The 22,191-nt window shown below is 38.6% G+C and carries 22 protein-coding genes and 2 pseudogenes; 13 read left to right on the forward strand and 11 right to left on the reverse strand.

The features are described 5' to 3' along the window. Nucleotides 1–69: 69 nt before the first annotated feature. From ACFIK8_RS01530 to ACFIK8_RS01545, 4 genes are all read left to right on the forward strand, one after another. The gene (locus ACFIK8_RS01530; protein WP_375635520.1) at nucleotides 70–1,860 is read left to right on the forward strand and encodes an ABC transporter transmembrane domain-containing protein; all 1,791 of its coding nucleotides are present in this window, start codon (nucleotides 70–72) and stop codon (nucleotides 1,858–1,860) included. A gap of 1,032 nt (nucleotides 1,861–2,892) precedes the next feature. Next, nucleotides 2,893–3,087 (forward strand): hypothetical protein, encoded by a 195-nt coding sequence (locus ACFIK8_RS01535; RefSeq protein WP_375635521.1) that lies wholly within the window; start codon nucleotides 2,893–2,895, stop codon nucleotides 3,085–3,087. Further along, a complete protein-coding gene (locus ACFIK8_RS01540) occupies nucleotides 3,088–3,603 on the forward strand; it encodes a hypothetical protein (RefSeq protein ID WP_375635522.1) in 516 nt (171 codons plus the stop codon). Between the two features lie 45 nt (nucleotides 3,604–3,648). After that, nucleotides 3,649–4,125, forward strand: a complete 477-nt coding sequence (locus ACFIK8_RS01545) for a hypothetical protein (protein ID WP_375668877.1) — start codon at nucleotides 3,649–3,651, stop codon at nucleotides 4,123–4,125. Between the two features lie 482 nt (nucleotides 4,126–4,607). Here the strand turns inward: ACFIK8_RS01545 and ACFIK8_RS01550 are convergent. From ACFIK8_RS01550 to ACFIK8_RS01590, 9 genes and pseudogenes are all read right to left on the reverse strand, one after another. Next, nucleotides 4,608–4,883 (reverse strand): annotated as a pseudogene (locus ACFIK8_RS01550) (inositol monophosphatase family protein); the annotation flags it as partial. 92 nt (nucleotides 4,884–4,975) lie between these two features. Then, nucleotides 4,976–5,767, reverse strand: coding sequence for an inositol monophosphatase family protein (locus ACFIK8_RS01555; protein ID WP_015856959.1), 792 nt, complete (start codon nucleotides 5,765–5,767; stop codon nucleotides 4,976–4,978). Between the two features lie 11 nt (nucleotides 5,768–5,778). Beyond that, nucleotides 5,779–6,354, reverse strand: a complete 576-nt coding sequence (gene efp, locus ACFIK8_RS01560; RefSeq protein WP_273787683.1) for an elongation factor P — start codon at nucleotides 6,352–6,354, stop codon at nucleotides 5,779–5,781. A 592-nt stretch (nucleotides 6,355–6,946) separates the two neighbouring features. Continuing rightward, nucleotides 6,947–7,324: a helix-turn-helix domain-containing protein gene (locus ACFIK8_RS01565; protein ID WP_375668915.1), complete on the reverse strand. Its 378-nt coding sequence runs from the start codon at nucleotides 7,322–7,324 to the stop codon at nucleotides 6,947–6,949. A gap of 315 nt (nucleotides 7,325–7,639) precedes the next feature. Then, entirely contained in the window at nucleotides 7,640–8,038 is a 399-nt protein-coding gene (locus tag ACFIK8_RS01570) for a hypothetical protein (protein ID WP_375668878.1), read from the reverse strand. 643 nt (nucleotides 8,039–8,681) lie between these two features. Next, nucleotides 8,682–9,041, reverse strand: coding sequence for a helix-turn-helix domain-containing protein (locus ACFIK8_RS01575; RefSeq protein WP_375652710.1), 360 nt, complete (start codon nucleotides 9,039–9,041; stop codon nucleotides 8,682–8,684). Nucleotides 9,042–9,644: 603 nt separating this feature from the next. Continuing rightward, nucleotides 9,645–10,688 (reverse strand): tetratricopeptide repeat protein, encoded by a 1,044-nt coding sequence (locus ACFIK8_RS01580; protein WP_375635525.1) that lies wholly within the window; start codon nucleotides 10,686–10,688, stop codon nucleotides 9,645–9,647. Nucleotides 10,689–11,030: 342 nt separating this feature from the next. Continuing rightward, nucleotides 11,031–11,396 carry a helix-turn-helix domain-containing protein gene (locus ACFIK8_RS01585; RefSeq protein ID WP_273787687.1) on the reverse strand — a complete coding sequence of 122 codons (366 nt, stop codon included), beginning with the start codon at nucleotides 11,394–11,396 and terminating at the stop codon, nucleotides 11,031–11,033. A gap of 366 nt (nucleotides 11,397–11,762) precedes the next feature. Continuing rightward, a complete protein-coding gene (locus tag ACFIK8_RS01590; protein WP_375668879.1) occupies nucleotides 11,763–12,128 on the reverse strand; it encodes a helix-turn-helix domain-containing protein in 366 nt (121 codons plus the stop codon). 496 nt (nucleotides 12,129–12,624) lie between these two features. On the opposite strand from ACFIK8_RS01590, the gene ACFIK8_RS01595 reads away from it, so the two are divergent. Together ACFIK8_RS01595 and ACFIK8_RS01600 are read left to right on the forward strand one after the other, a co-directional pair. Then, nucleotides 12,625–12,813 (forward strand): antitoxin, encoded by a 189-nt coding sequence (locus ACFIK8_RS01595; RefSeq protein WP_375619989.1) that lies wholly within the window; start codon nucleotides 12,625–12,627, stop codon nucleotides 12,811–12,813. Between the two features lie 17 nt (nucleotides 12,814–12,830). Next, nucleotides 12,831–13,076, forward strand: coding sequence for a type II toxin-antitoxin system RelE/ParE family toxin (locus ACFIK8_RS01600; RefSeq protein ID WP_375668880.1), 246 nt, complete (start codon nucleotides 12,831–12,833; stop codon nucleotides 13,074–13,076). A 305-nt stretch (nucleotides 13,077–13,381) separates the two neighbouring features. On the opposite strand, the gene ACFIK8_RS01605 is transcribed toward ACFIK8_RS01600, so the two are convergent. After that, nucleotides 13,382–14,149 carry a TIR domain-containing protein gene (locus ACFIK8_RS01605; RefSeq protein ID WP_375668881.1) on the reverse strand — a complete coding sequence of 256 codons (768 nt, stop codon included), beginning with the start codon at nucleotides 14,147–14,149 and terminating at the stop codon, nucleotides 13,382–13,384. A 308-nt stretch (nucleotides 14,150–14,457) separates the two neighbouring features. After that, a complete protein-coding gene (locus ACFIK8_RS01610) occupies nucleotides 14,458–15,126 on the reverse strand; it encodes a thiamine phosphate synthase (RefSeq protein ID WP_375668882.1) in 669 nt (222 codons plus the stop codon). Nucleotides 15,127–15,491: 365 nt separating this feature from the next. Here ACFIK8_RS01610 and ACFIK8_RS01615 point away from each other — a divergent pair, with 365 nt between their 5' ends. The 7 genes and pseudogenes from ACFIK8_RS01615 to ybgC all read left to right on the forward strand — a co-directional run bounded on the left by ACFIK8_RS01615 (nucleotide 15,492) and on the right by ybgC (nucleotide 21,813). Then, nucleotides 15,492–16,634 (forward strand): OpgC family protein, encoded by a 1,143-nt coding sequence (locus ACFIK8_RS01615; RefSeq protein ID WP_375635530.1) that lies wholly within the window; start codon nucleotides 15,492–15,494, stop codon nucleotides 16,632–16,634. Nucleotides 16,635–16,816: 182 nt separating this feature from the next. Further along, nucleotides 16,817–17,335 (forward strand): DUF1465 family protein, encoded by a 519-nt coding sequence (locus tag ACFIK8_RS01620; protein ID WP_015856950.1) that lies wholly within the window; start codon nucleotides 16,817–16,819, stop codon nucleotides 17,333–17,335. A 12-nt stretch (nucleotides 17,336–17,347) separates the two neighbouring features. Further along, nucleotides 17,348–17,508: pseudogene (locus ACFIK8_RS13255) on the forward strand (DUF1465 family protein); the annotation flags it as partial. Between the two features lie 1,399 nt (nucleotides 17,509–18,907). Next, nucleotides 18,908–19,423, forward strand: coding sequence for a crossover junction endodeoxyribonuclease RuvC (gene ruvC, locus ACFIK8_RS01625; protein WP_273787693.1), 516 nt, complete (start codon nucleotides 18,908–18,910; stop codon nucleotides 19,421–19,423). Nucleotides 19,424–19,436: 13 nt separating this feature from the next. Next, nucleotides 19,437–20,051: a Holliday junction branch migration protein RuvA gene (gene ruvA, locus ACFIK8_RS01630; protein ID WP_375668883.1), complete on the forward strand. Its 615-nt coding sequence runs from the start codon at nucleotides 19,437–19,439 to the stop codon at nucleotides 20,049–20,051. Nucleotides 20,052–20,064: 13 nt separating this feature from the next. Next, complete coding sequence (gene ruvB, locus ACFIK8_RS01635) at nucleotides 20,065–21,159, forward strand: Holliday junction branch migration DNA helicase RuvB (protein ID WP_375613207.1); 1,095 nt, start codon at nucleotides 20,065–20,067, stop codon at nucleotides 21,157–21,159. A 213-nt stretch (nucleotides 21,160–21,372) separates the two neighbouring features. Further along, nucleotides 21,373–21,813, forward strand: coding sequence for a tol-pal system-associated acyl-CoA thioesterase (gene ybgC, locus ACFIK8_RS01640; RefSeq protein WP_375635534.1), 441 nt, complete (start codon nucleotides 21,373–21,375; stop codon nucleotides 21,811–21,813). Nucleotides 21,814–22,191 lie beyond the last annotated feature (378 nt).

Genomic DNA, 22,191 nt, shown 5'->3' on the forward strand with positions numbered 1-22,191 from the left:
AAAAAAACAAGTGTTCAAGATGCATCATTGTATCAAGTGTTATAAATTCAATATAGTGAGCGAAACCTTATGAATCTCTTCAATCATTCAGAAAAATCTACAAAGTCTTCCCTTAAAAAATCTTCATTCTCTTCGCTTGCAATTTTTTTTCCTTATCTTTTGCGCTATCGTTGGTTGTTTATCTTTGCCTTTCTAGCGTTATCTGTTGCTGCTCTTGTCACATTAGCTTTGCCTGTGGCTATCCGCCAAATGTTTGATCATGGGTTTTCTACTTCAAGCCATGGACATATCAATTTTTACTTCGGAATTTTGTTTATCTTAGCCTTGCTTCTCGCATTTGCTTCTGCTGGCCGTTATTATTGTGTTATCACATTGGGAGAGCGGATTGTTGCCGATTTACGGCGTGATGTGTTTATTCATATTATGAAACTTTCTCCTGCTTTTTTTGATCGGTCGCATTCAGGAGAGATTGTTTCAAGGCTTCTAACAGATACCACACAAATAAAATTAGCTGTGGGTTCTACCGCCTCTACTGCTTTGCGTCAGTTGATTATAGTGATCGGAGCCGTCGTGATGATGGTGATTACCAATGCTAAATTGTCTTTGTTGGTTTTGGTTGCTATTCCTGTTGTGGCTATTCCCTTGGTGGTTTTTGGGCGGAAAGTTCGCTCTCGTACGCGTGCGGCGCAAGATCGTCTGGCAGATGCCAATGCTGTTGCTACAGAACAGGTAAGTGCTATTCGCACTGTGCAAGCTTTTACCGCAGAAAAACTCGTTGCAACACGGTTTTCACAATTGATAGAACGGGCTTTTCAAACAGCACGTGCTTCTGTGATCCTGCGCTCCTTTTTTACGGGGTTTGCAATTTTTTTGGTTTTTAGCAGTGTGGTTGCTGTTTTATGGATTGGGTCGCGCGATGTTTTGAATGGAACGATGACAGGTGGGACATTAGGGCAATTTGTCCTTTATGCGGTTTTTGGAGCTTCTACTTTTGCGCAATTATCGGAACTGGGGGCAGAGTTAATCCAAGCAGCAGGCGCTGCTGAGCGGCTTTCCGAATTGCTACAAGAACAACCTACTATTGTAGCTCCTAAAAATCCTTTATCATTGGAACAACCTGTTCGAGGCGAACTTGTTTTTGATCAGGTTGATTTTATTTATCCTTCTAGACCACAAGAGAAGATTTTACGCTCGCTTTCGTTTTCTGTGAAGGCAGGCGAAACGGTTGCTTTTGTTGGGGCTTCAGGAGCAGGAAAAAGCACCATTTTTTCTTTGATCCTTCGTTTTTATGACCCGATAAGTGGAACAATTCGGTTGGATGGCATGGAAATTAATCGCCTTTCTTTAGAAGATTTACGCAGCGCAATTTCCTATGTTCCACAGGATGTCGCCATTTTTGATGGAACATTGCGTGATAATATTATTTTTGGAACTGAAAATACTCATGAAGAGGAAATCCTTTCTGCCGCTAAGGCGGCTAATGCACTTGAATTTATTCAAGCTTTACCAGATGGCTTGGATACGCAAGTAGGAGAACGTGGTACCATGCTTTCTGGGGGGCAAAAACAACGCATTGGTATTGCACGGGCAATTCTAAGAAATGCACCCCTGTTGCTACTTGATGAAGCAACATCTGCTTTAGATGCAAACAGTGAAAAGTTGGTGCAAGACGCCTTAGAAGGATTGATGCAAAATCGTACAACCTTGGTAATTGCACATCGTTTGGCAACAATTTTAAAAGCTGATCGTATTCTCGTGATGGATAAAGGCGCTCTTGTGGAAGAAGGAACCCATGCAGAACTTGTGGCAAAAAATGGCGTCTATGCTTACCTCGCAAAACTCCAATTTTCACCGGAGTAAGTGATCTTGATACAAGAGCAGTATCTTTAAGGACATAACCAGCACTCCTTTCAGACAGGCTTATCAATTTGAATCTCTCATGGAAAAAAGAGGGCAAGCATTGAGAGGTTTTTCTTTTTAAAGTCTTAACGGGCTGTCCTTTTTTCTGCGTGAGACGGAGCATTTTTATAAAAATACTTCATCTGTGTACAGAATATAAAATGACACCCAGTTAATCTCTATGAACTATTAAGATGTGCAAGGAGTTCTCTTCATAACAGCACTGTCACGTTGATTTATAAGGATAATTCATTGTTTTTTATGAGAGATTATTAATACTATAGGATTTTCTCATGTCAAATTTAGTTATATTAAATCAATCAAAACCATGTCTCTTGTATGTGGCAAGCAGAGAGAGCCCGCGTGAATAAAACACTTTAGAAAGAATAAGTCCTCTTCATGAATCGTCACAAGTTGTAGGGACTGTCACAACGGGGGGCGCTGGCATAAGAGTATGATGGTGCTGGGCTACTTAAAGAAGAACTGATAAATAGGCAGAGAGGCGCTTTTTATCGATGTTATAAAACAGTGCGAACAAAGCACGCAGTTTGTTTTGCTGTTTGGTTGAGTTAAGGTTTTTATTACTTTGAAAATCAATATTTCATGGATCATGCATTTTGAGGGCTTATAAGGCTTTTCTTTAAAGTACATAAATCACTAAAACAGCATTATTAAATACAAATTGTTCTATTTTACCAACAAAAATATCTATATTTTGTGTATTGTTTTTATTAAAATATAATATGTAGTGATTTTCAAATCAGATGTACACACAATGATACAATATCGAGAAATCGATAAAAGAGCTGCGTTAAATGTTGGTGAGAATAAAAGAGAGCAAGAATGGAAGAAGACATAAAATGGGCAATAGCTTTCATAATAGCTACAATTAAGGTCATTTGGAAATGAGGGAAAGAATGTGGGAGCAGAAGATTCGGCGTTATAATTTTCTGCATCATATTGATGGGGAAGTCGTGGTATTTGGGATACTCAGTGGATTTTTTGTTTGGTTTTGCAATGATAGTGTGTTGTGGAGGAAGCTTAATGCTTGCATTGGCAATTTATCAAAACAAGCATTTAACTAAACAACTTGAGCCAAAAGAGCAAGATTGCGTTGGATATCAAGATATTATTGCAGAAGGGGAACAGAGACTTTTGGCAAAAACTCAAAAAGTATCGCAGGAATAGTTGAAACAATGGGATGAGGGAGTAAGGCTATGGGAAAGAGACGTACTGGGGATAAAAAATCCTAGGGAAGATATGAAATTCAGTGGAGATCGGCTTCCATTGGTAAAGGATATTTGTGTTCGAGGTGAGCACAAAGTGCGTTTATTGTACAAGCAAGCACTTGGAAAAAAACTTACTTATGAACATTACAAAAAAATATGTAGTGTCTTGGATAACTCGTATTTTAAGAAATTTTGTGTAAAAGCAGTGCGATTAATGAGAAAGAATGGAATAACTCTGCAAAAGTTTGTAGATCCTCTTACGAACAAAAAACGGAGTCAACCTACGATGTTATTACTTCATTGGTGGTTATATGTTCTTGATGATATGATTACAGCTGAATGTAAACAGCACCAAAAGGAAAACTCTACAGGGGAGTATAAAAAGAAAAAGTTTACAGATACTTTGTGGGACAGCATCTCTATAAGTACAGAACATGAAGAGATAGAGGAAATACTAACGCTTTCGAAATCTTGATCTGGTGAGTGTACTTTATTATTATATTGTAAAAAGAATGTGTTGTTGTTGTGTGATATTTCCAGTGATTATAAGGCGGCAAGAGAAACTTTCATTTACTATAAGAAGCTTATTAAAACAGTGAAAAAGGGCTATGTTGCCTTTGATAATGGTTGCCATTCTGTCACAGTTAGAGATGTAATCAATACTTGTAAAGAGAATGACACAAATAGAGCAAAAAATCTTTCCATTGTTGAAGGGAATCCAACATTTGAAGAAATTTATAAATTAGGCGTTAAAGAGTGGATGAAATCATCAAATGAGAAATGCGATAACCGATTGATCTTTTGGGAGAAGCTTGTTGAGGAAAAAAAGTTAAAAGAAAAATTAAAAATTATCTTCTGTAATGAGAAGGTAAAGGTGCTGGAAGAGGCTATTGAAAAAGATAAAGAGCAGCTTGCAAGTGAAATGCAGAAAGCAATTTTGGAAAACAAAGATTTTCATTATTATAAATGTCGTCGGCATTTGATAAACTATTTGTAAAACGGTTGAATAAAGGGGTAGAGAACAGTCCTATAAATCAGTGGATTTTCGGAAATCTCTGCTATTATGCAGTGGTGGAAAAGACGTGAAAACTCTTAAACATATGCGGCAGCTTTTATGAGAGAGGAGAGTTTTTTGATCAATGGATAGCGCACTATAAAGAGCATATATTGAGGAGGAAATGGATTGTGTTTTTGTTTTGGGTTCGATAATTGCTTTTTGTAGCTTTTTGTTATGATGTTTTTTTGTTTATTGCCTTTTTTAGCTTGTTTGGAGGGGGATTTGAATAACAGAAACGTCAATAAGGTAAGCTGTTGAGGATTGCTTTTGTGGGGGGTATAGCGAGTATATTTTTTATTTGTGATGATGTTTTTGTCACTATCTGATCAGTTATTTCCTATCGTTTTATGTAAAGAAAATTTAAAACTCTCTCTCCACGTGGTTTTTTAAGGTTCTAAGGTTTTTGTAAAAAACTGTAAGAGTTAAATACTTTTTTTGAGGGTTTTTTCTAGTTTGATGCGAATGTGTTCATTGCCAGCAATGATATTTTTTGCGGGATATATTGTTGCCTTCTTTATCGGTGATAAAGCCGCCGGCTTCGCGAACCATCAGTATGCCGGTAGTTCTATCAAAAATTTGTAGGTTATCTTCCCAAAAGCCATCGGTTTTTCCTGCGGTGACATAAGCTAAATTAAGAGCAGCAGCGCTAAGACGGCGAAGTCCAGCAACTTTCATCATTACTTGCGCAATTCAATAAGAGATAAGGTTGCGTGATGAGAGATATCTCTATGGGGATGTTGCAAAGTTGAACTTTTAGCATTGCCTTTTAAAAAGACACTACTTCTGAGGTCTAAATGCCTTTTTTGAGGGTTTTTTCTAGTTTGATGCGAATGTGTTCATTGCCAGCAATGATATTTTTTTTGCGGAATATATCGCTGCCGCCTTCTTTATCGGTGACAAAACCACCGGCTTCGCGAACCATCAATATTCCAGCAGCCATATCCCAAATTTGCAGGTTATCTTCCCAAAAGCCATCGGTTCGGCCAGAAGCAACATAAGCTAAATCAAGAGCAGCAGCGCCAAAACGGCGAAGTCCGGCAACTTCCGCCATCACATTGCGTAATTCAATAAGATAGGTTCCATGATTTGGGCGACCAAAATGCGGCATACCTGTGGCAATGACACAATCTTCTAGTCTGCGTCGAGCAGAAACGCGACAGCGCCGGTCATTGAAAAAAGCACCACAACCGCGTTCTGCGGTAAATAGTTCATCACTTACGGGATTGTAAATGACACCAGCAACGATTTTCCCTTGACTTTCTAAGGCAATGGAAACAGCAAAAAAAGGAATGCCATGAAGAAAATTTGTGGTGCCATCTAGAGGGTCAATAATGAAACGATGTTGGGAATCTTCGCCAATGATTTCTTCAGATTCTTCCATTAGAAAACCAAATTTGGGGCGCGCTTTGCTTAATTCATTGAAAATGATTTTTTCTGCTTTGCGATCTGCTTGGCTGACATAATCTGCTGGTCCTTTCAAAGATACTTGCAAATTTTGCACTTCACCGTAATCACGCACCAACGAGCGTCCTGCTTTCATTGCAGCTTGCACCATGACATTCATGACTGCAGAATGGGCCATTTTTTATTCCTTTATTTATCTTTTTCATTTGCGCGACGCAAATAAATCAACTCATTGGTGTCTACAATAATACGTTCACCAGCATTCATAAAGGGGGGAACAAGAATACGAATCCCGTTTTCAAGAATGGCGGGTTTATAAGAGGAGGTAACCGTTTGTCCTTTGATGGCAGGATCGGCTTCCACAATCGTGACAGCAACTTGATCAGGAAGTGAGATGCCAATAGGCTTTTCTTGATAAAGTTCAACTGTGACAGTCATCCCATCTTGGAGAAACGCAGCACGTTCACCAACAAAATCCTTTTGAAGTTCAAGTTGTTCATAAGATTCTGAATCCATAAAGACCAAAGCATCCCCTTGTTGATAAAGAAATGTGAAATCTTTTTGTTCAAGGCGCACGCGTTCAACCGTTTCAGCAGCACGAAACCGTTCATTAAGTTTTGTACCATCAATTAAATTTTTCATTTCAACTTGGTTAAATGCACCACCTTTTCCTGGTTTTACAGCGTTGCATTTAACAGCAACCCATAAGCTTCCTTGATGTTCGATCACATTACCAGGGCGAATTTCATTGCCATTAATTTTCATCGTTTCTATCCAATTCTATTCTTGCAAAAAGAACTCTTTTGTTGTCGTTATGGCGCTTTTCTTTGCTGCCTTTAACAGTGAGCTCTTTTGTTATTTTCGGGCTCAAATCTCTTTGATTAGCCTTGCGGCTCTCTCATGGTCCTGTGTGCTCCATAGGTTTTCTCATGTTTTTTGCAAAGAGAAAAGCTTAAGTAAAAAAGGACCTTGATGTATTTTTGCTTTTCAGTTCTTTGCAAGACCATAAAAAGCGCTCAGACGCAAGCTTTTTAAAAATTTGCACAAAAATTTTTTAGAATTTTTGGGGGAATTTATCCCGTTGTGTCGTAAAATATCATCATTGATGGCAATGATATAAGTTCCGTAAAACCATGAGGTGTTTTTAATTGAGAATGTGTGGTGAATATTTGAGGGGGGCTTGTCCGGATAATCTTGTGAAATGAACCACATGAAATGGGAAGATAAAAGAGGAAGCTAAAAGAGTTCTGTTCTGAGAAGACGGATTGTTTACCAACTGGATAGGGAAGGGACTTCTGTCCTTTGAGGTGTGGGAGGCAAGTTAAGAACAGAGAGTGTAGCGCCCTATATCATAATGTTAAAAGTTTTCATTTTGATCAGAGAATAATTGTAAAATGGCTCTTTGTTTTATCGAGGTTAGAACTCTAAATCTTTTGAGCAGCAGGTATTCTTCTGTGCTTGATGCGATTTCATCATGGTGGTATGGGGGCTGTTGTTTTGTTAAGATATCCGCATAGAAAAAGGAAACCAGAACATTTAGGCTATCGGAAATTTCTTTTAAACGCCCTGCGCTGACACGATTTAAGCCTTTTTCATATTTCTGGATTTGTTGGAAAGTGACACCTAAATGTTGACCTAATGTTTTTTGAGACATCTTCAACATTTTTCGTCTAAAGCGAATTTTTTTGCCAATGAATTTCCCACTGAAAATGTCGTTATAAGGATTTTTACCGATACCCTAGAAAATGCTACACGGGATATAGAAAGCTATTCAGCTGCTTCAATCACAGATAAGCCAAGTTTTGCATTTGCATCTTCGCGTAATAATTTGCTAGGGTGTGGGGCATTTTCATTATTTTTAGTATTCTTCTTTCCTTAAATCTTAAAGCTGTAACTTACACTATTTTGTATTGTCACAATCTATAATAAAATTTATCCACTCTGGCTAAAAATGAGGTTTTTTATTAAGCTGCAAATCTCTTTGCCTTTCGCAAGAGCTTTTAAGTTTTTACGTTTAAAATATAGAGAATGGTTACATGAAATAGCGGGTTCATTTGGGATGAGTATTTATATAAGAACGCGGCTCTCCGTTCACGTTATACTGAAAAAGAGACACTATAGTGCTACTATTTAATCTTATTCTATAACTCAAATTCACACCCATGTTTTGTTGTTTTTGGGGTTGATCTGTATAAATCACATTATATCCATTCTGTCGCAACAGATTGATAAATACAGGAGTAAAGTTGTCTGCTGTATTATTTTTCTTTATAAGAAGTGTGGTTGTAGCGGGTGGTAAAAACCCTTTGTTACCGCTAATAAATTTGTTAGCGACTAATTGTGCCTGACGCTTTGTAAGACTTTGATCAACATAATTTGATGAATAATTGCCTACAGATGCGCAACCTGCCACCACCACAACCGGTGACAGCAATAAATATTTTAACATCGTTAATTCCCCTTACTTATTGTTGCTCTTTTTTGCGAAGCTCCTATTCCAAAAATTAAGAGCAACTTTACCTATAGCTACTTAACAACATATCGGTATCTAATCAATCGGTTAATTAATCAATGAATAATGGTTTCAGCTGTAAAGGTTGCTTGAAGTGCTTCTTGCGGCGTATATTTTAATAAACAGCTGTTTTTGGTGATTGTGATAAAAAAGCAATTTTTTGCGTTTGCATGTTAAGATCACGTCCTCTGTCACCATTATAAAATCATGCGTTAGGTGCTGTTCCAGATTGACCAAAAAAATTTTCAAGCATTGCTTTTTGAGGGCTATTTTTTTTAAAATCCGCATGAATGCTTATTTTGTTTGCTGTAAAATACTATCGTTTGAGGTGTGGTGCTGTAAGGCATCAAACTTTGCACATGTGATATTTTTATGAGAATGTGTGGTGAATATATGAGGGGGGGGCTTGTCCGGATAATCTTGTGAAATGAACCACATGAAATGGGAAGCTAAAAGAGTTCTGTTCTGAGAAGACGGATTGTTTACCAACTGGATAGGGAAGGGACTTCTGTTCTTTGAGGGGTGGGAGGCAAGTTAAGAACAGAGAGTGTAGCGCCCTATATCATAATGTTAAAAGTTTTCATTTTGATTCAGAGAGTAATTGTAAAATGGCTCTTTGTTTTATCGAGGTTAGAACTCTAAATCTTTTGAGCAGCAGGTATTCCTCTGTGCTTGATGCGATTTCATCATGGTGGTATGGAGGCTGTTGTTTTGTTAAGATATCAGCATAGAAAAAGGAAACCGGAACATTTAGGATATCGGAAATTTCTTTTAAGCGCCCTGCACTGACACGATTTAAGCCGTTTTCATATTTCTGGATTTGTTGGAAAGTAACACCTAAATGTTGACCTAATGTTTTTTGAGACATCTTCAATATTTTTCGTCTAAAACGAATTTTTTTGCCAATGAAAATGTCGTTATCAAGATTTTTGGCTTGCATTTTAAAGCCCCCTCCGAGTGCGAGCGCCCTCGCGTTGGTATTCCGGGAGCTTGAAAATACTGAACTCAAATCAGCCTTTTTGCTTTTAGTGCTTAAAGCACCTGGACATAGCAAAAACTCCCGGAATTCCGGGATACCCACAAAGTGGGGTAAATTCATGTTTGAGTTTTCGGGTTTTCAAGGCCCTATTGGTCGTTGCGTATGCGACCAAAACATCTTTTAATTCATAAAGTAATTTTAGGGAATTTACAATAAAAAATAGTTTTTTTATAAGAGACGGCGTGTTTTTCATCCAAGCAAAAAGAATGAAAAAATAGAGCTTTTGGAATTTGCGTGATAGCCTAGTTCTTTTGCTTATTGGATATTGTTTGCTTAAGCAAATGACATCAGTGCGTTTTCTTTACCAATGGAAATGTCGTTATAAAGATCTTTGGTTTGCATTTCCCTCCGACGGGGTGCAAGCGCCCTCGCGTTGGTATTCCGGGAGTCTAAAAACACTGACCTCAAATCAGCATTTTGCTTTTAGGGCTTATCGCCCCTAGACAGTGCAAAATCTTCCGGAATTTCTATAAATTTTATCTTTTTGAAGCAGAGAGGAGTATTTTAAAAAACAGGAAGGAGCTTTATTGCTTCTTTGTGCGCTTTTTCTAGTTGTGTTTTGTCCATGCCTTGGAGCATCATTTCAAGATCAGGGGCTTGCATTTTTGCCTCCTTTGCAAGCATATACCATGCCGCTGCCATTATTATATCGCCTTTTGTTCCTGTGCCATCTCGATAAAGCCTAGCAAGAGAAATCTGTGCTGGTGCTATCATGTTGATAGCATTTCTTTGAAGTAAATGAAAAGCACGGGGAAAATCTGTTTCTCCTCCACGCCCCTGTATAAGCCATTGTGCTAAATGAAGTTGAGCTTTTAAGTGGTTGTTTTGAGCCGCTACCTCCATGAGTTTGCGGGCATTGCGATCATCCTTGGGTCGTGTTAACGTGCCTAAGGCAAGAATTTTTGCAGCAGAAAAAGCAGCTTCAGCATCCCCAAGAGCTGCACCTTTTAAGTACAATTTTAAGGCTTGCTCGATTGCTTCATTTTCACGACTTTGGGAAGAAACACCGGGGAGAGCTTGTTTTTCCTGTGAGGCTTTATAAAGAAGCAGTTGTCCATAATAAAAATAGGCTTCCTTGACGCCTGCATTGACAGCTTTTTGAATGAATTGTTCACCAAGTTCTTGATTTTGTTTTATAAAGTGACCATCAAACAACATAAGTCCATAGCGTAGTTGTGCTTGGGGTTCCCCCTGTTTTGCGGCGCGTTCAAACCATAAAGCAGCACGCGCACCGTCAATAGGGACAGCACATCCCTCCATATAAATTCGGGCAAGAAGAGTTTGTGCAAAAGGATCATTTTTTTCAGCACGTCGGAGTGCTTCACGAAAAGCTTTTAAATAATAACCTTGGATGTAATAGTCATAGGCTTGATCATAGTCTCCTGCTTTTAAGGGCTGAAAAGGTTCTTGAGTGTTTGAAGCTTCTTGAATCGTATTGAAAGAGCCTTCAGAACTTGAGAATTCTTCAGTGTTTCCAGCTGAATTGACAGCAGAACTTGCAAGTCCAATCACGCCTAAGATAAGCAGCTTGACGCTTCTCTTGATCATGGTGTTTTCTCCTCATTACCGATCAGAATTTTCACATTTTTCTTTCATCATTACAAGCCGTATAAGAATCTCATTTCTATATTACTTTTTATTTCTCAGTTTTTCATCTTAGTTAAGGTAGGGTTGGGTAAGTTTAAAAAAATAGCATAAATGTCGACGAGAGCCAGACTGTTTAAAACAGTTTTGTTAAAAATAATAATAATGAAGGGGTGTCGTGTGTAAAAATGCTTATCTTCTATTATATTAAGGGCATCTCCTCCTAAAATGAAAAAATGCTTACAATGGGGGCTGCTTTTTAAAATACGTATGAATGCTTATGAATAGTGCGCTATCCGTGTGATGTTAGCTTGCATTCTCATCAGCGATGAGCTGTAAAAAGGCTTTCTTTTTAACCGTTGTGAGAGTTCTAAATCTTTTGAGCAGCAGATATTCCTCTGTGCTCGATGCGATTTCATCATGATGATATGGGGGCTGTTGTTTTGTTAAGATATCCGCGTAAAAAAAGGAAAGTGGAACATTCAAAATATCAGAAATTTCCATTAAACGCCCTGCGCTGACACGATTTAAGCCTTTTTCATATTTCTGGATTTGTTGGAAAGTGACGCCTAGATGTTGACCTAATGTTTTTTGAGACATCTTCAACATTTTTCGTCTCAAACGAATTTTTTTGCCAACAAAAAGATCAATATTAAGATTTTGAGATTGCATTTTTCCCCGCCGGTTGCGAGCGCCCTCGCATTAGTATTCCGGGAGTCTAAAACTGAACTCAAATCAGCACCTTGCTTTTAGTGCTAAGAAGCACCTGGACATAGCAAAATCTCCCGGAATTCCGGGATACCCACAAAGTGGGATAAATTCATGTTTGAGTTTTCGGGTTTTAGAGCCCTATTGGTCGTTGCGTATGCGACCAAAACACCTTTTAATTCATAAAGTAATTTCAGGAAATTTACAATAAAAATTAAAATAGTGTCTCTTACCGTGTCGTTTCTTAAAATGGAGGGGTGGCATGTTTTGCATTCAAGCAATAAAGCGTTCACAAAGGGGACTTTGAATAGCACACACTATCGCGTTATGTTAGCTTGCATTCTCATCAGCGATGAGCTGTAAAAAGGCTTTCTTTTTTACCGTTGTGAGAGTTCTAAATCTTTTGAGCAGCAGATATTCCTCTGTGCTCGATGCGATTTCATCATGATGATATGGGGGCTGTTGTTTTGTTAAGATATCCGCGTAAAAAAAGGAAAGTGGAACATTCAAAATATCAGAAATTTCCATTAAACGCCCTGCGCTGACACGATTTAAGCCTTTTTCATATTTCTGGATTTGTTGGAAAGTGACACCTAAATGTTGACCTAATGTTTTTTGAGACATCTTCAACATTTTTCGTTTTAAGCGAATTTTTTTGCCAACAAAAAGATCAATATGAGGATTTTTACTTTGCATTTTTCCCCGCCGGTTGCGAGCGCCCTCGCATGAGTATTCCGGGAGCTTGAAAGTACTGAAATCTAATCAGCTTTTTTTGCTTTTAGTGCTTAAAGCACCTGGACATAGCAAAAACTCCCGGAATTCCGGGATACCCACAAAGTGGGGTAAATTCATGTTTAGATTTTCGGGCTTTCAAGACCCTCTTGGTCGTTGCGTATGCGACCAAAACATCTTTTAATTCATAAAGTAATTTCAGGAAATTTACAATAAAAATAGTTTTTTACTTACAAAATTTGTTTTTTAATGAGAGGCTATTCGCCTCTTAAACCTCTCTGGAACGATTACCAAAATCATGATATCAGATCCGTGTTTTTTGAGAGGGTTAAAAAGCCTTAAGTTTTAAGATCAAAAGAACTTTGGACGCTTAAAAGTTAAACATTTTCAATTCTCTAGTATTGACAACATAGCCAAGAGTAATTATTTTCAATATTCAGGAATAGAAAGGACATATATTATGAAGACCACCCTTTCTCCGCTAATTTCAGAGTTCGAAACTGTTGAACAGGAAAGCAGCTACACTGCATGGCTGCGCGATAAGGTAGCGAGAAGTCTTGCAAATCCATATCCTCCTATTCCGCATGATGAGGTTATGGCTGAAATGGAAGTTATAATCAGTCAGCTTGAAGCTGAACAGGAAAAGTGATGCTTCCGGTTGTTTGGTTGTCTTCGACGCGCGACGATTTGCGTCAGATTTTAACGTACATTGCTCGCGAAAATTCATCTGCTGCGCGCCGAATGAAAAGGTTTTTAGAAGCCTCCGTACTGCCATTGGCAGAACATCCATATTTATACAGACAGAGTGAGAAGGTATTAGGATTACGAGAAATTGTAGCGCATCCAAATTACCTTATATTGTATCGAGTAGCTGCAAATCAAATCGAAATTGTAGCTGTAGTACATGCCTGACGTGAATTTCCTATTTTTCTTTAATCTAATCAGAGGCTATCTGCCTCTTAAACCTTTCTGGAACAATTACCAAAATTATGACAACAGCCCCGCGTTTATCAAAGAGACTAAAATGATTTCTTCTATGGTAATGAATTCACACGCAGTCTCTTCATTTAAATTTGCACAATTGCTTGCTGTTTGAGGAAGGGTGGGGGGTGATCGTTTCTTTGAGCCTATAGGATGTGTGTGTCTGTGGAATGTGGTAGGGTGCCTTGTGGTTTTGGGCGTGCGCTTTAAAAAATAAACATAAGCATTATTCAAATTTAATTTAATGCACGAGTAATTTCATTTATATTAAAAGAGAAATCAGCTTCTCCTAAGCGCTCTATAAGTTTGGGAAATGTTTCTTTTACGTGTTCTTTAAAAGAAAGGTAGTAAACTCCACCAACATCTGAAAGCATTTCAATGCCTTCTTTTTGTAGAATAGCAATCCTCTCAAGAGGAAGTGCGGCAGCTAACATGCCCATTTCGAAAATAACGTTTTGTCGTGCACGGGGTTGAACTTTTTCTGCACCTTGAGATATAGCATAACCCATGTCATCATGCGTGAGGAGTACAATACCAAAACCTATAGAACTGTCACAAATTTCTTTTTTCAAAGTTTGAATGATGGTTAAACCATTACCACTCGTGTTTTGTAAGATGTATGGTTCGAGACCAAGCTTGAGAAGAATAAGTTCAAGCTCCTTTAAGGCATAACGATCGTGACCATGAACGATAAAGATTTTTTTATTTGAGGTATTGGGGGCAGTTTTTGAGGAAGGAATCGTTGATGTTTCTTCTAGATGCTTTGCTAAAGCTTTTTCTAGCTCATGGCAGAAAATTTTTTCACCTAGTATGACTGTTTTTCCTGTGTTATCATCCCAAAGAATGATTCTTCCTTCAGAGGCTTCAATCTTATACGTAAAACCATAGGGACTTTTTTGTATGGCTTTAACATCTGTGATTTGATATCCAGCTTTGCGAATTATGTTTTTAAGATCTTCAAGTGTTCCATTGTATTCAAACGGCCCTCTGTATTTGTATTCCATTTTTTATGTCCCCTTCATATCTCTATCATTCGTTGTTGGTATTAGTGATCAACATTAACAATGACAAATTCCCCCGCAATCATAAAGGCTTCTTTTTATAAGATTTTGAATTAGAAAGTTTTTATGATTCTTCTCTCTATTTATTATATCAAAAAAAGATGCTAGCTTTTCATCTCATTTGATTGAATTATTAAGCAATTTTATTGAGTTTCGAGGTATCTTCTTTATCTGTTATTGTGTGCTCTACATAAGTAATATAGTGGTGAGTGTTTGGATTTTTATTAACACTTTATTTATAAATTCTCCTCCTATATTACAAGGGGGGTTTTTTCACATTTTTCTTGCATTGTTTTAAGCAGTATTAAGGGATTGTCGTTCCCAAAAATCACTTCTTCTACAGCAATGAATTCACATCCAGTCTTTAAGGCTTCATCAAAGGTTGAAAAATCGCTTCCTGCTTGGATAATGGCGGGGGTTTGCATAATTTCTGCCCACCATGTTGCTAACTGGAGATTGCGGGGGTGCGCATGGGGTTTTTTATCAGCCCCTAATTTGCCAAAAAATAGATAATCAACACCTGTTTCCGCTGCAAGCATAGCACTATGGCGATTGCGTAGATTGCCAAAGCCTATGATTTTTTGCTCCTTTTGCTGATTTTTGAAGCTTTCAAGAGCGTTAAGATCATCTTCTATGTGCAATCCATCAGCCTTTATGCGCCCAGCAATGCGGCTGTCATCAGCGATGAGAAGGGCTGCGTTATGATGTTGAATATCTTCTGCGTAAGTTTGCGCTTGTTGTTGTAAAAAAGAGCTATCATCTTTCAACTTTTCAGAATCATAGAGGATGACGCATGCAAAAGACTTTGTTTGCAAAATTTGCTGCAAAAATGGGTGTGGGGTGTTGCGCCGAACATCGAGTGTTAAAATCAACTGAGGGAAAAGAGGCGGATCAATTGGTTTATTTTTTTGTTCTGTCATGTCAAATCCCTGTTTCTTAGAGAAAAATAATGCTTAAAATTAAAGTTTCATTCTATTATGCTTATTTGCGATGAAAGTGACCACCATTTTCACGTAATTTAAAGGATTTGTGGGTGTGTGGGAGCCTGCTTATGAGAAATGAGAGTGTTTTTAAGCATAATATGTCGCCTTTTTGCTGTGATACATGTATGGATTCTTTTCGTTCTTTTACCTTTAAAAAAATTTTGCCTTTTAAAAAATAAACGCTTAAAATGAAACTTGACTCTTAAAAATTAAAATTTCATCCTGTTTATGCTTGTTGGCAATAAGGGTAACCACCATTTTTATGGGACTTCAAGGGGTTTGTGGCGTGTGGGAGTCCACTGATGAAATACCAAGGTGTTCTTGAGCATAATACTCAACCTTTTCACCGTGATACGCGTATTGACGTTTTTCGTTCTTTAGCCTTATTGACGATTTTCATCAACCATATTCCCAGAACGATCTATGAGTCTTTTACCCATAGAAATTTCGGTTTTTCTGATTGTGCAGAAGTGTTTGTTTTGCTTTCAGGGATTGCTCTTGGGTTAAGTTTTCATGGACGGTTACAGCAAAAATCCTTTGCTTTTATCATCCGAAAACTGTGGTACAGAGCTTTGCAGCTCTATGGCGCATATCTTTTTACTACTTTTGTCACGTTAAGTCTTTTTTTTGCTGCCTTTTTATTATGGAAAACAGAAAAACTTTTATCAATGAACAATGTGGGACTCTTTTTTAAAGAGCCTGGTATCGCATTTTTGAGTACCTTAAGCTTTGGGCATCAATTGGGATATAATAATATTCTTCCTCTTTATATCGTTTTGATGTTTTTTGCGCCTTTTATCCTTTATTTGAGTTGTAAACAGACAAAGTGGCTGCTTTTGGGCTCCTTTACACTGTATCTTATCTGCGGATTTTATAAAATTGCTCCTCCTTCTTATCCTTTAGAAGGAAAGTGGTTTTTAAACCCTTTGTCTTGGCAATTCTTATTCGTCATAGGATTGACCAGTACTTTAGCGCTTAAACAAGGAAAAACAATCGCTTTTCAGTCTTTTTGGATTGTTTGTGCGGCAGCTTATCTCTTGTTGGCACTGTTATGGGTTCGCTTAAACTGGTGGGGTATTTTGGGGTGGCTTGGCTGGTCTTCCCCATTGTTGAACTTTAATAAAACCTTTTTAAGCTTGCCACGTTTACTCCATGTTCTTGCATTAGCCTTTTTTATTCTTTCTTTGCCCTGCATCAATAAATGGTTTTATGTCTCTCAGAAACATCCTTTAGCAATCTTAGGAAAACATAGTTTACCGGTTTTTGTAACGGGAACCATTTTTGCGATGTTTGGACAAATTATAAAAACAGTGATGACAGGAACGTTTTTTTCCGATACCCTCTTAATAATAACGGGTATTGCTCTGCAATTTGGAGTCGCCTATTATTGTGAAAGACGGCGATCTTGGCAGTGGTCCTTTTCAAGGAAACTGATCCGTTTATAAGAAAAACGCTCCTGTAGTGTTTGTTGGGTGCGTTAACCTTAGTATAAAAAGCGCGTTGCGCAAAAAAATTAAAAGAGGTAGCAGTTTAAAAAAAAAGCGTTCTACACAGCAACAAAAGAAACTTTTTAATACTCTATTCGTTGAGTGGTGTAATTTTGTGCTGATACTTGGAGTATAAAAGCGTGAGTGTACATAAACGTCCATATGATGAACCTATTATCATGATTGAGCATAATGCTTTTGAAAATGCTTTTAATCGTCTCTATGAAGAAACAATGGCGCTGATTGAAAAAACCGCAGCGTATATTGATTCAGAAGGGAAATTAGTGGCACGTTCCCTTTCGGCAGAAGTTTCTGCAATCTATGCGAAAGAGGCTATGTATTTAAGTACACGACTGATGCAAATCGCTTCTCAACTCCTTCTTCTTCGGGCAGAGCGCGAAGGGGAAATGTCATCAGAACAAATAAAAAAAGAAATTGTAAAAGTGTCACTTCATACACCAACATTGGAACTTGAAACCCCTCATTGGCATGAATTGCCAGAAATTTTCCGCCAATTTGTTTCTCATTCATTGCGTTTAGAAGCGCGCATACAGTATATGCGTGCTGGGTGGGAAACTGCAGCCTCCTGTGCCTTAGAAGATGATAATCCAGTAGGAAAACAAATCGAATTGCTCAAAACAGCCTTTGGGCGTTCTTAGAGGTATTCCCTTGCTTTGCGCGAAGGGGAAATGTCATCAGAACAAATAAAAAAGCAATTGTAAAAGTGTCACTTCATACACCAATATTGGAATTTTTCCCTTTCATTGGCATGAATTGCCAGAAATTTTCCGCCAATTTGTTTCTCATTCATTGCGTTTAGAAGCGCGCATTTTTTTCGTTTAGATATGCGGCTGTAGTTTAAGCGCTCTGGTAAATAAGGGGAGGCTGTAGTTTAAGCGATCCAGTGGGAAAACAAATCGAATTACTGAAAACAGCTTTTGGGGGTGTTTTGAGAAGAATAGCGCCTTGCTTCTTTCTTGCGATATTTAGAGCAATCTACCCATTTTTTACAACCAAAATGTCACAACTAAAACCAATCTAGAGTGCTTTTTTCTGCCTAATTTCTATTTGAGCGTAGGAAATATCTTGAGCTTATAGCTGAGAGGTATTGATTTCGAATTATGGCATGGGATGGGGTATGGTTGGTCTTGTGGAAATCGGCTTTGATTGATTGCAGCTGGAACACTTTCTGTTGATCTGTCGTGTGATTTTGTTTTGGCTATGATAATGATCGGGCGCTAGATAGAGCTAGGGATTGTATATCAATTTATTTATGCTCTATAACTTATGCCTATAAAGTTGCTGTAGAGCGTGTGTTAATGAGGATGATACACATTGTGTCAGTTTTTGGGCTTCTCTTGTTTTGAATGGAAGTTATTTTCTTCGCGTAAAATAAAACATCCAAAATAAAGTGCCATATAATGAATGCCTCAGGGGTTCTCTGTGCCCCCATGCAATGTCCCCTCTCTATGCAATGACATTGTGGTGTAATGGGCATATTCAAAAACACCTCTCAGTTCTTGTTCACATCCATTGAGCTCCCTCATCTTAACGCTTGCAACGGAGCAAGCCGGCACCATCATCATATTTGCCAGTCCCCAGTGTTGCGACAAGTTCTTGGCTCTTGAGATGGTTCATTAGAGGCATGTTTAGTCCTTTCTTGTACAGTTTCACTTCACACGGAAATCCCACGTGTGATGTGCAGACAAAAGATTTTGATTGATTCAATATAAAGAGGTTTGTAATGAGAAAATCTTACGATATTCGGGATTCTTATTCAACATACAAAATAATGAATTATCTCTATAAATCAATGTATTGATTTATTATGGTAGCGTCATGTTATAACGTAAAAAGTTTCCGCAAAGTGTATAGCATCCATTGCATAACCTCTTTACACTTAATGAATGTACAATCCAGCACTCTCTATTTGCTCGCTTGCGATGTTTAACTGTTATGGCATTGGAAATGATACAGAAAGGGAATTTTTATGCTTTATAGGGTGCTTTATAGGGTGTTTGCTTGTGATGTGTGAATGGTTTTGATTGATTTTAGTTATGCTTCATAAAGTATGTTCCATAAAGATGCTGTTCGTTGCGTTTTATAATTGTATAAATTGGGGGGCATGACCATCTTTTGACTGGTTTTGTCTTGTGCTGCTGTTTTGTTTGTGGTCTTGTCTTTATTCACATCTTTATTCACAGGGGGGAAAAGTGTATAGACTGTAGTTTATGGCAGAGACGATTCGTATTATAGGCATTGATCCCGGATTACGGCGTACAGGGTGGGGCGTTATCGATGTTGCTGGTAATCGTCTTCAGTTTATTGCAGCAGGGACGGTTTCTTCTGATGTAAAGTGTGAGCTGGCTTCCAGATTATGTCAGATCCACAAAGGTCTTTCAGAGGTTGTGCATCAATTTATGCCCCATGAAGCCGCTGTAGAACATGTGTTTGTTAACAAAGATGCTACAGCAACTTTAAAACTTGGGCAAGCGCGTGCAATTGCACTGCTGGTTCCTGCGCAAGCAACTCTTCCTGTTTTTGAATATGCGCCCAACAAAGTGAAAAAATCGGTTATTGGTGTTGGACATGGGGCTAAAGAACAAATCCATATGATGGTAAAAGTTCTACTCCCACGGGCTGAATTTGATAGCAGTGATGCGGCTGATGCTCTTGCTCTTGCTCTTTGTCATAGTATGCATCGTAAGAGTATTGACCGATCTTATCAGGCAAGGATGGCGATATGAGTGGGGTGGCAACATGATTGGCAAATTAAAGGGCACCCTTGAACATATCTTTGATGATCATATCCTTCTTGATGTGCACGGTGTGGGGTATGTTGTTTTTGTGTCAAATCGGCTGCGTCCTTCTTTGCCTTCTGTTGGGGAGGCGTTAAGCCTTTTTATTGAAACGCATGTTCGGGAAGACGCAATCCGCCTTTTTGGTTTTGCTACAAGAGCTGAACAGGAGTGGTTTTGTCTTCTACAAAATGTTCCTGGAGTAGGGGCGAAGGTTGCTTTGGCAATCTTGGGTACTTTATCGCCAGATGAACTCGCACAAGCTATTGCCTTAAACGATGTTGCGATGATTAGTCGAGCGCCGGGCGTTGGTAAAAAAGTCAGTGAAAGAATTGTGGGTGAACTGAAAAGTAAAACACTCCCCTTTGAACAAGCGCTCAAGACTGTTTCGGTTTCTCAGCGTGAGATGACCAATCAACCTGCGCATGACGCGCTTTCCGCGTTGATGAAGCTAGGGTTTGAACGGGAGCAAGCATCCCGTGCTCTTGCTCTTGCGATGAACGCTCTTGAGGAGGAAACTGTTTCTTCTGCCCTGCTGATCCGCCATAGTCTCAAATTGCTTTCTTCTCCTACTTAAAATCAAGGTAACAATGCATAAAGATGAAGATAAACGCCTTCTGGGTTCCGCTCCCCTTCCTAACGATCCAGATCGTTCCTTAAGACCACAAGTTCTCGATGATTTTATTGGTCAAGAAGCGGCACGGGCTAATTTAAAAATATTTATTGAAGCAGCAAAAACGCGGCAAGAAGCGCTGGATCATGTTTTGTTTGTAGGACCTCCGGGGTTAGGAAAAACAACGCTTTCACAGATTATGGCAAAAGAATTAGGCGTTAATTTTCGCTCTACTTCAGGACCTGTCATCGCTAAAGCAGGAGATTTAGCCGCTCTCTTGACCAATCTCGAAGAACGGGATGTCTTGTTTATTGATGAAATTCATCGCTTAAATCCGGCGATTGAGGAAATTCTTTATCCAGCTATGGAAGATTATCAACTTGATTTGATTATTGGGGAGGGGCCGGCAGCACGTTCGGTGAAAATTGATCTGGCTAAATTTACTTTGGTAGCGGCAACTACACGTTTGGGGCTTTTGACCACACCGCTGAGAGACCGTTTTGGCATCCCAATTCGTCTAAATTTTTATACTATAGAAGAATTGGAATATATTGTGCAGCGTAATGCACGGCTTTTTGCCGTCAAGATCAGTGATGATGGTGCTCATGAAATTGCACGCCGAGCACGGGGCACTCCTCGTATTGCTGGGCGGCTTTTACGGCGCGTTTGTGATTTTGCTTTGGTTAAACAGGCAAAACAAATTGACCAAAAAATCGCCGATGAAGCGCTTTCGCGCCTTGAGGTCGATCATCTTGGGCTTGATCCGCTTGACCGCCGCTACTTGCTCCTGATTGCGGAAACTTTTTTAGGGGGACCGGTGGGGATTGAAACAATTGCTGCTGCTTTATCAGAACCACGCGATGCCATTGAAGATATTGTTGAACCGTATTTGCTCCAACAAGGGTTTATTCAAAGAACCGCTCGTGGGCGCATTCTAACTGAAAAGGCTTGGAGCCATTTAGGGCTTTCTGCTCCTGCCTCTACAACCTCTATACAAAGGCGTTCTCAACTTTCTGATGCTCAAGACAATTCATCACTTCAGACGTCTTTATGGGATGGGGAAGATGACTAAGATATTCTCTTTATTAAAAGAAACTATGTGAATATTTTATAGCAAGGTCATAAAATACAAGAGACGTGCTTCTTTTAGTATATTCTGACCAAAAAGGTCTTGCACGATTAAGGGGGGGCTTTTTCTTTTCACAACTTCAACACAAAAATGTGTTCAATCTTTTGATTGATAAATAATTTGCTATATTAGATGATTTTATGGGACATGAAGCCAATGACAGAAATAACTCCTTTTAAGAGCAATCATACAAATGCTTTTCATAATTTTCAGGTCCGCGTTTATGTTGCGGATACAGATTTTTCCGGAGTGGTTTATCATGCGCGTTATCTTGAGTTTTTTGAACGAGGACGTTCAGAGTTTTTACGGGATACCGGTTTTAATAATAAGATGTTAGCAGCAGGGGTTGAGGGGGAAAAACTGTTTTTTGTTGTGCGTCATATGGAAATTAATTTTTCAAGACCAGCTAAAATTGATAATCTTTTAGTTGTTAAAACACGTGTTACTCATATCCAAGGGGCACGCTTTTTTATGGAGCAATCTATTTTGCATGAGGCGACCACGTTGGTAACAGCTAAAGTTGAAATTGCTCTGATTAATGAGGAGGCAAAACCGCGACGTTTACCCAAAGAACTTTTTGCAAAAATGCTTGGTTAAAAGTGTTATTCATTGAGCGAGCAGCTTCAGGAGAGATCAGGGGATGTAAAGTAACCTACAATCTAAGACCATACATTTATCATAGCCTAAATGTTTCCCAACAAGGTCACATGATACATCAAAAGAAAGCACCTCTGCTACAATAACTACACTAAATTGAAGATGATATCCCACAAAATTAAACACGCCTCATCCATGTTATGATTCAAAATCAATGTCTCATCATCCATTTTCTGCTATAAACTCAAGATATTTTCTTTCTTTTGAAGAAAGGTTCGTTGGCATAAGAAAACAGCAGAAAAGTACAAAACAAAAAAGAAATAAAAAATGGATTAAGATTTATTTTTATAAAAATGCACATACCCAGCACAATATTGC

The organism is Bartonella sp. MR168JLCBS (genome assembly GCF_042194175.1).

Bases quoted from the DNA above. Each gene is read 5' to 3' on its own strand.
- ybgC (WP_375635534.1), top strand. From the start codon at position 21,373: ATGACAGAAATAACTCCTTTTAAGAGCAATCATACAAATGCTTTTCAT.
- ACFIK8_RS01575 (WP_375652710.1), bottom strand. From the start codon at position 9,041: ATGCAAGCCAAAAATCTTGATAACGACATTTTCATTGGCAAAAAAATT.
- ACFIK8_RS01615 (WP_375635530.1), top strand. From the start codon at position 15,492: ATGAAATACCAAGGTGTTCTTGAGCATAATACTCAACCTTTTCACCGT.
- ACFIK8_RS01530 (WP_375635520.1), top strand. From the start codon at position 70: ATGAATCTCTTCAATCATTCAGAAAAATCTACAAAGTCTTCCCTTAAA.
- ACFIK8_RS01580 (WP_375635525.1), bottom strand. From the start codon at position 10,688: ATGATCAAGAGAAGCGTCAAGCTGCTTATCTTAGGCGTGATTGGACTT.
- ACFIK8_RS01570 (WP_375668878.1), bottom strand. From the start codon at position 8,038: ATGTTAAAATATTTATTGCTGTCACCGGTTGTGGTGGTGGCAGGTTGC.
- ruvB (WP_375613207.1), top strand. From the start codon at position 20,065: ATGCATAAAGATGAAGATAAACGCCTTCTGGGTTCCGCTCCCCTTCCT.
- ACFIK8_RS01610 (WP_375668882.1), bottom strand. From the start codon at position 15,126: ATGACAGAACAAAAAAATAAACCAATTGATCCGCCTCTTTTCCCTCAG.
- ACFIK8_RS01590 (WP_375668879.1), bottom strand. From the start codon at position 12,128: ATGCAAAGTAAAAATCCTCATATTGATCTTTTTGTTGGCAAAAAAATT.
- ACFIK8_RS01555 (WP_015856959.1), bottom strand. From the start codon at position 5,767: ATGGCCCATTCTGCAGTCATGAATGTCATGGTGCAAGCTGCAATGAAA.
- ACFIK8_RS01605 (WP_375668881.1), bottom strand. From the start codon at position 14,149: ATGGAATACAAATACAGAGGGCCGTTTGAATACAATGGAACACTTGAA.
- ACFIK8_RS01585 (WP_273787687.1), bottom strand. From the start codon at position 11,396: ATGCAATCTCAAAATCTTAATATTGATCTTTTTGTTGGCAAAAAAATT.
- ruvC (WP_273787693.1), top strand. From the start codon at position 18,908: ATGGCAGAGACGATTCGTATTATAGGCATTGATCCCGGATTACGGCGT.
- efp (WP_273787683.1), bottom strand. From the start codon at position 6,354: ATGAAAATTAATGGCAATGAAATTCGCCCTGGTAATGTGATCGAACAT.
- ruvA (WP_375668883.1), top strand. From the start codon at position 19,437: ATGATTGGCAAATTAAAGGGCACCCTTGAACATATCTTTGATGATCAT.
- ACFIK8_RS01595 (WP_375619989.1), top strand. From the start codon at position 12,625: ATGAAGACCACCCTTTCTCCGCTAATTTCAGAGTTCGAAACTGTTGAA.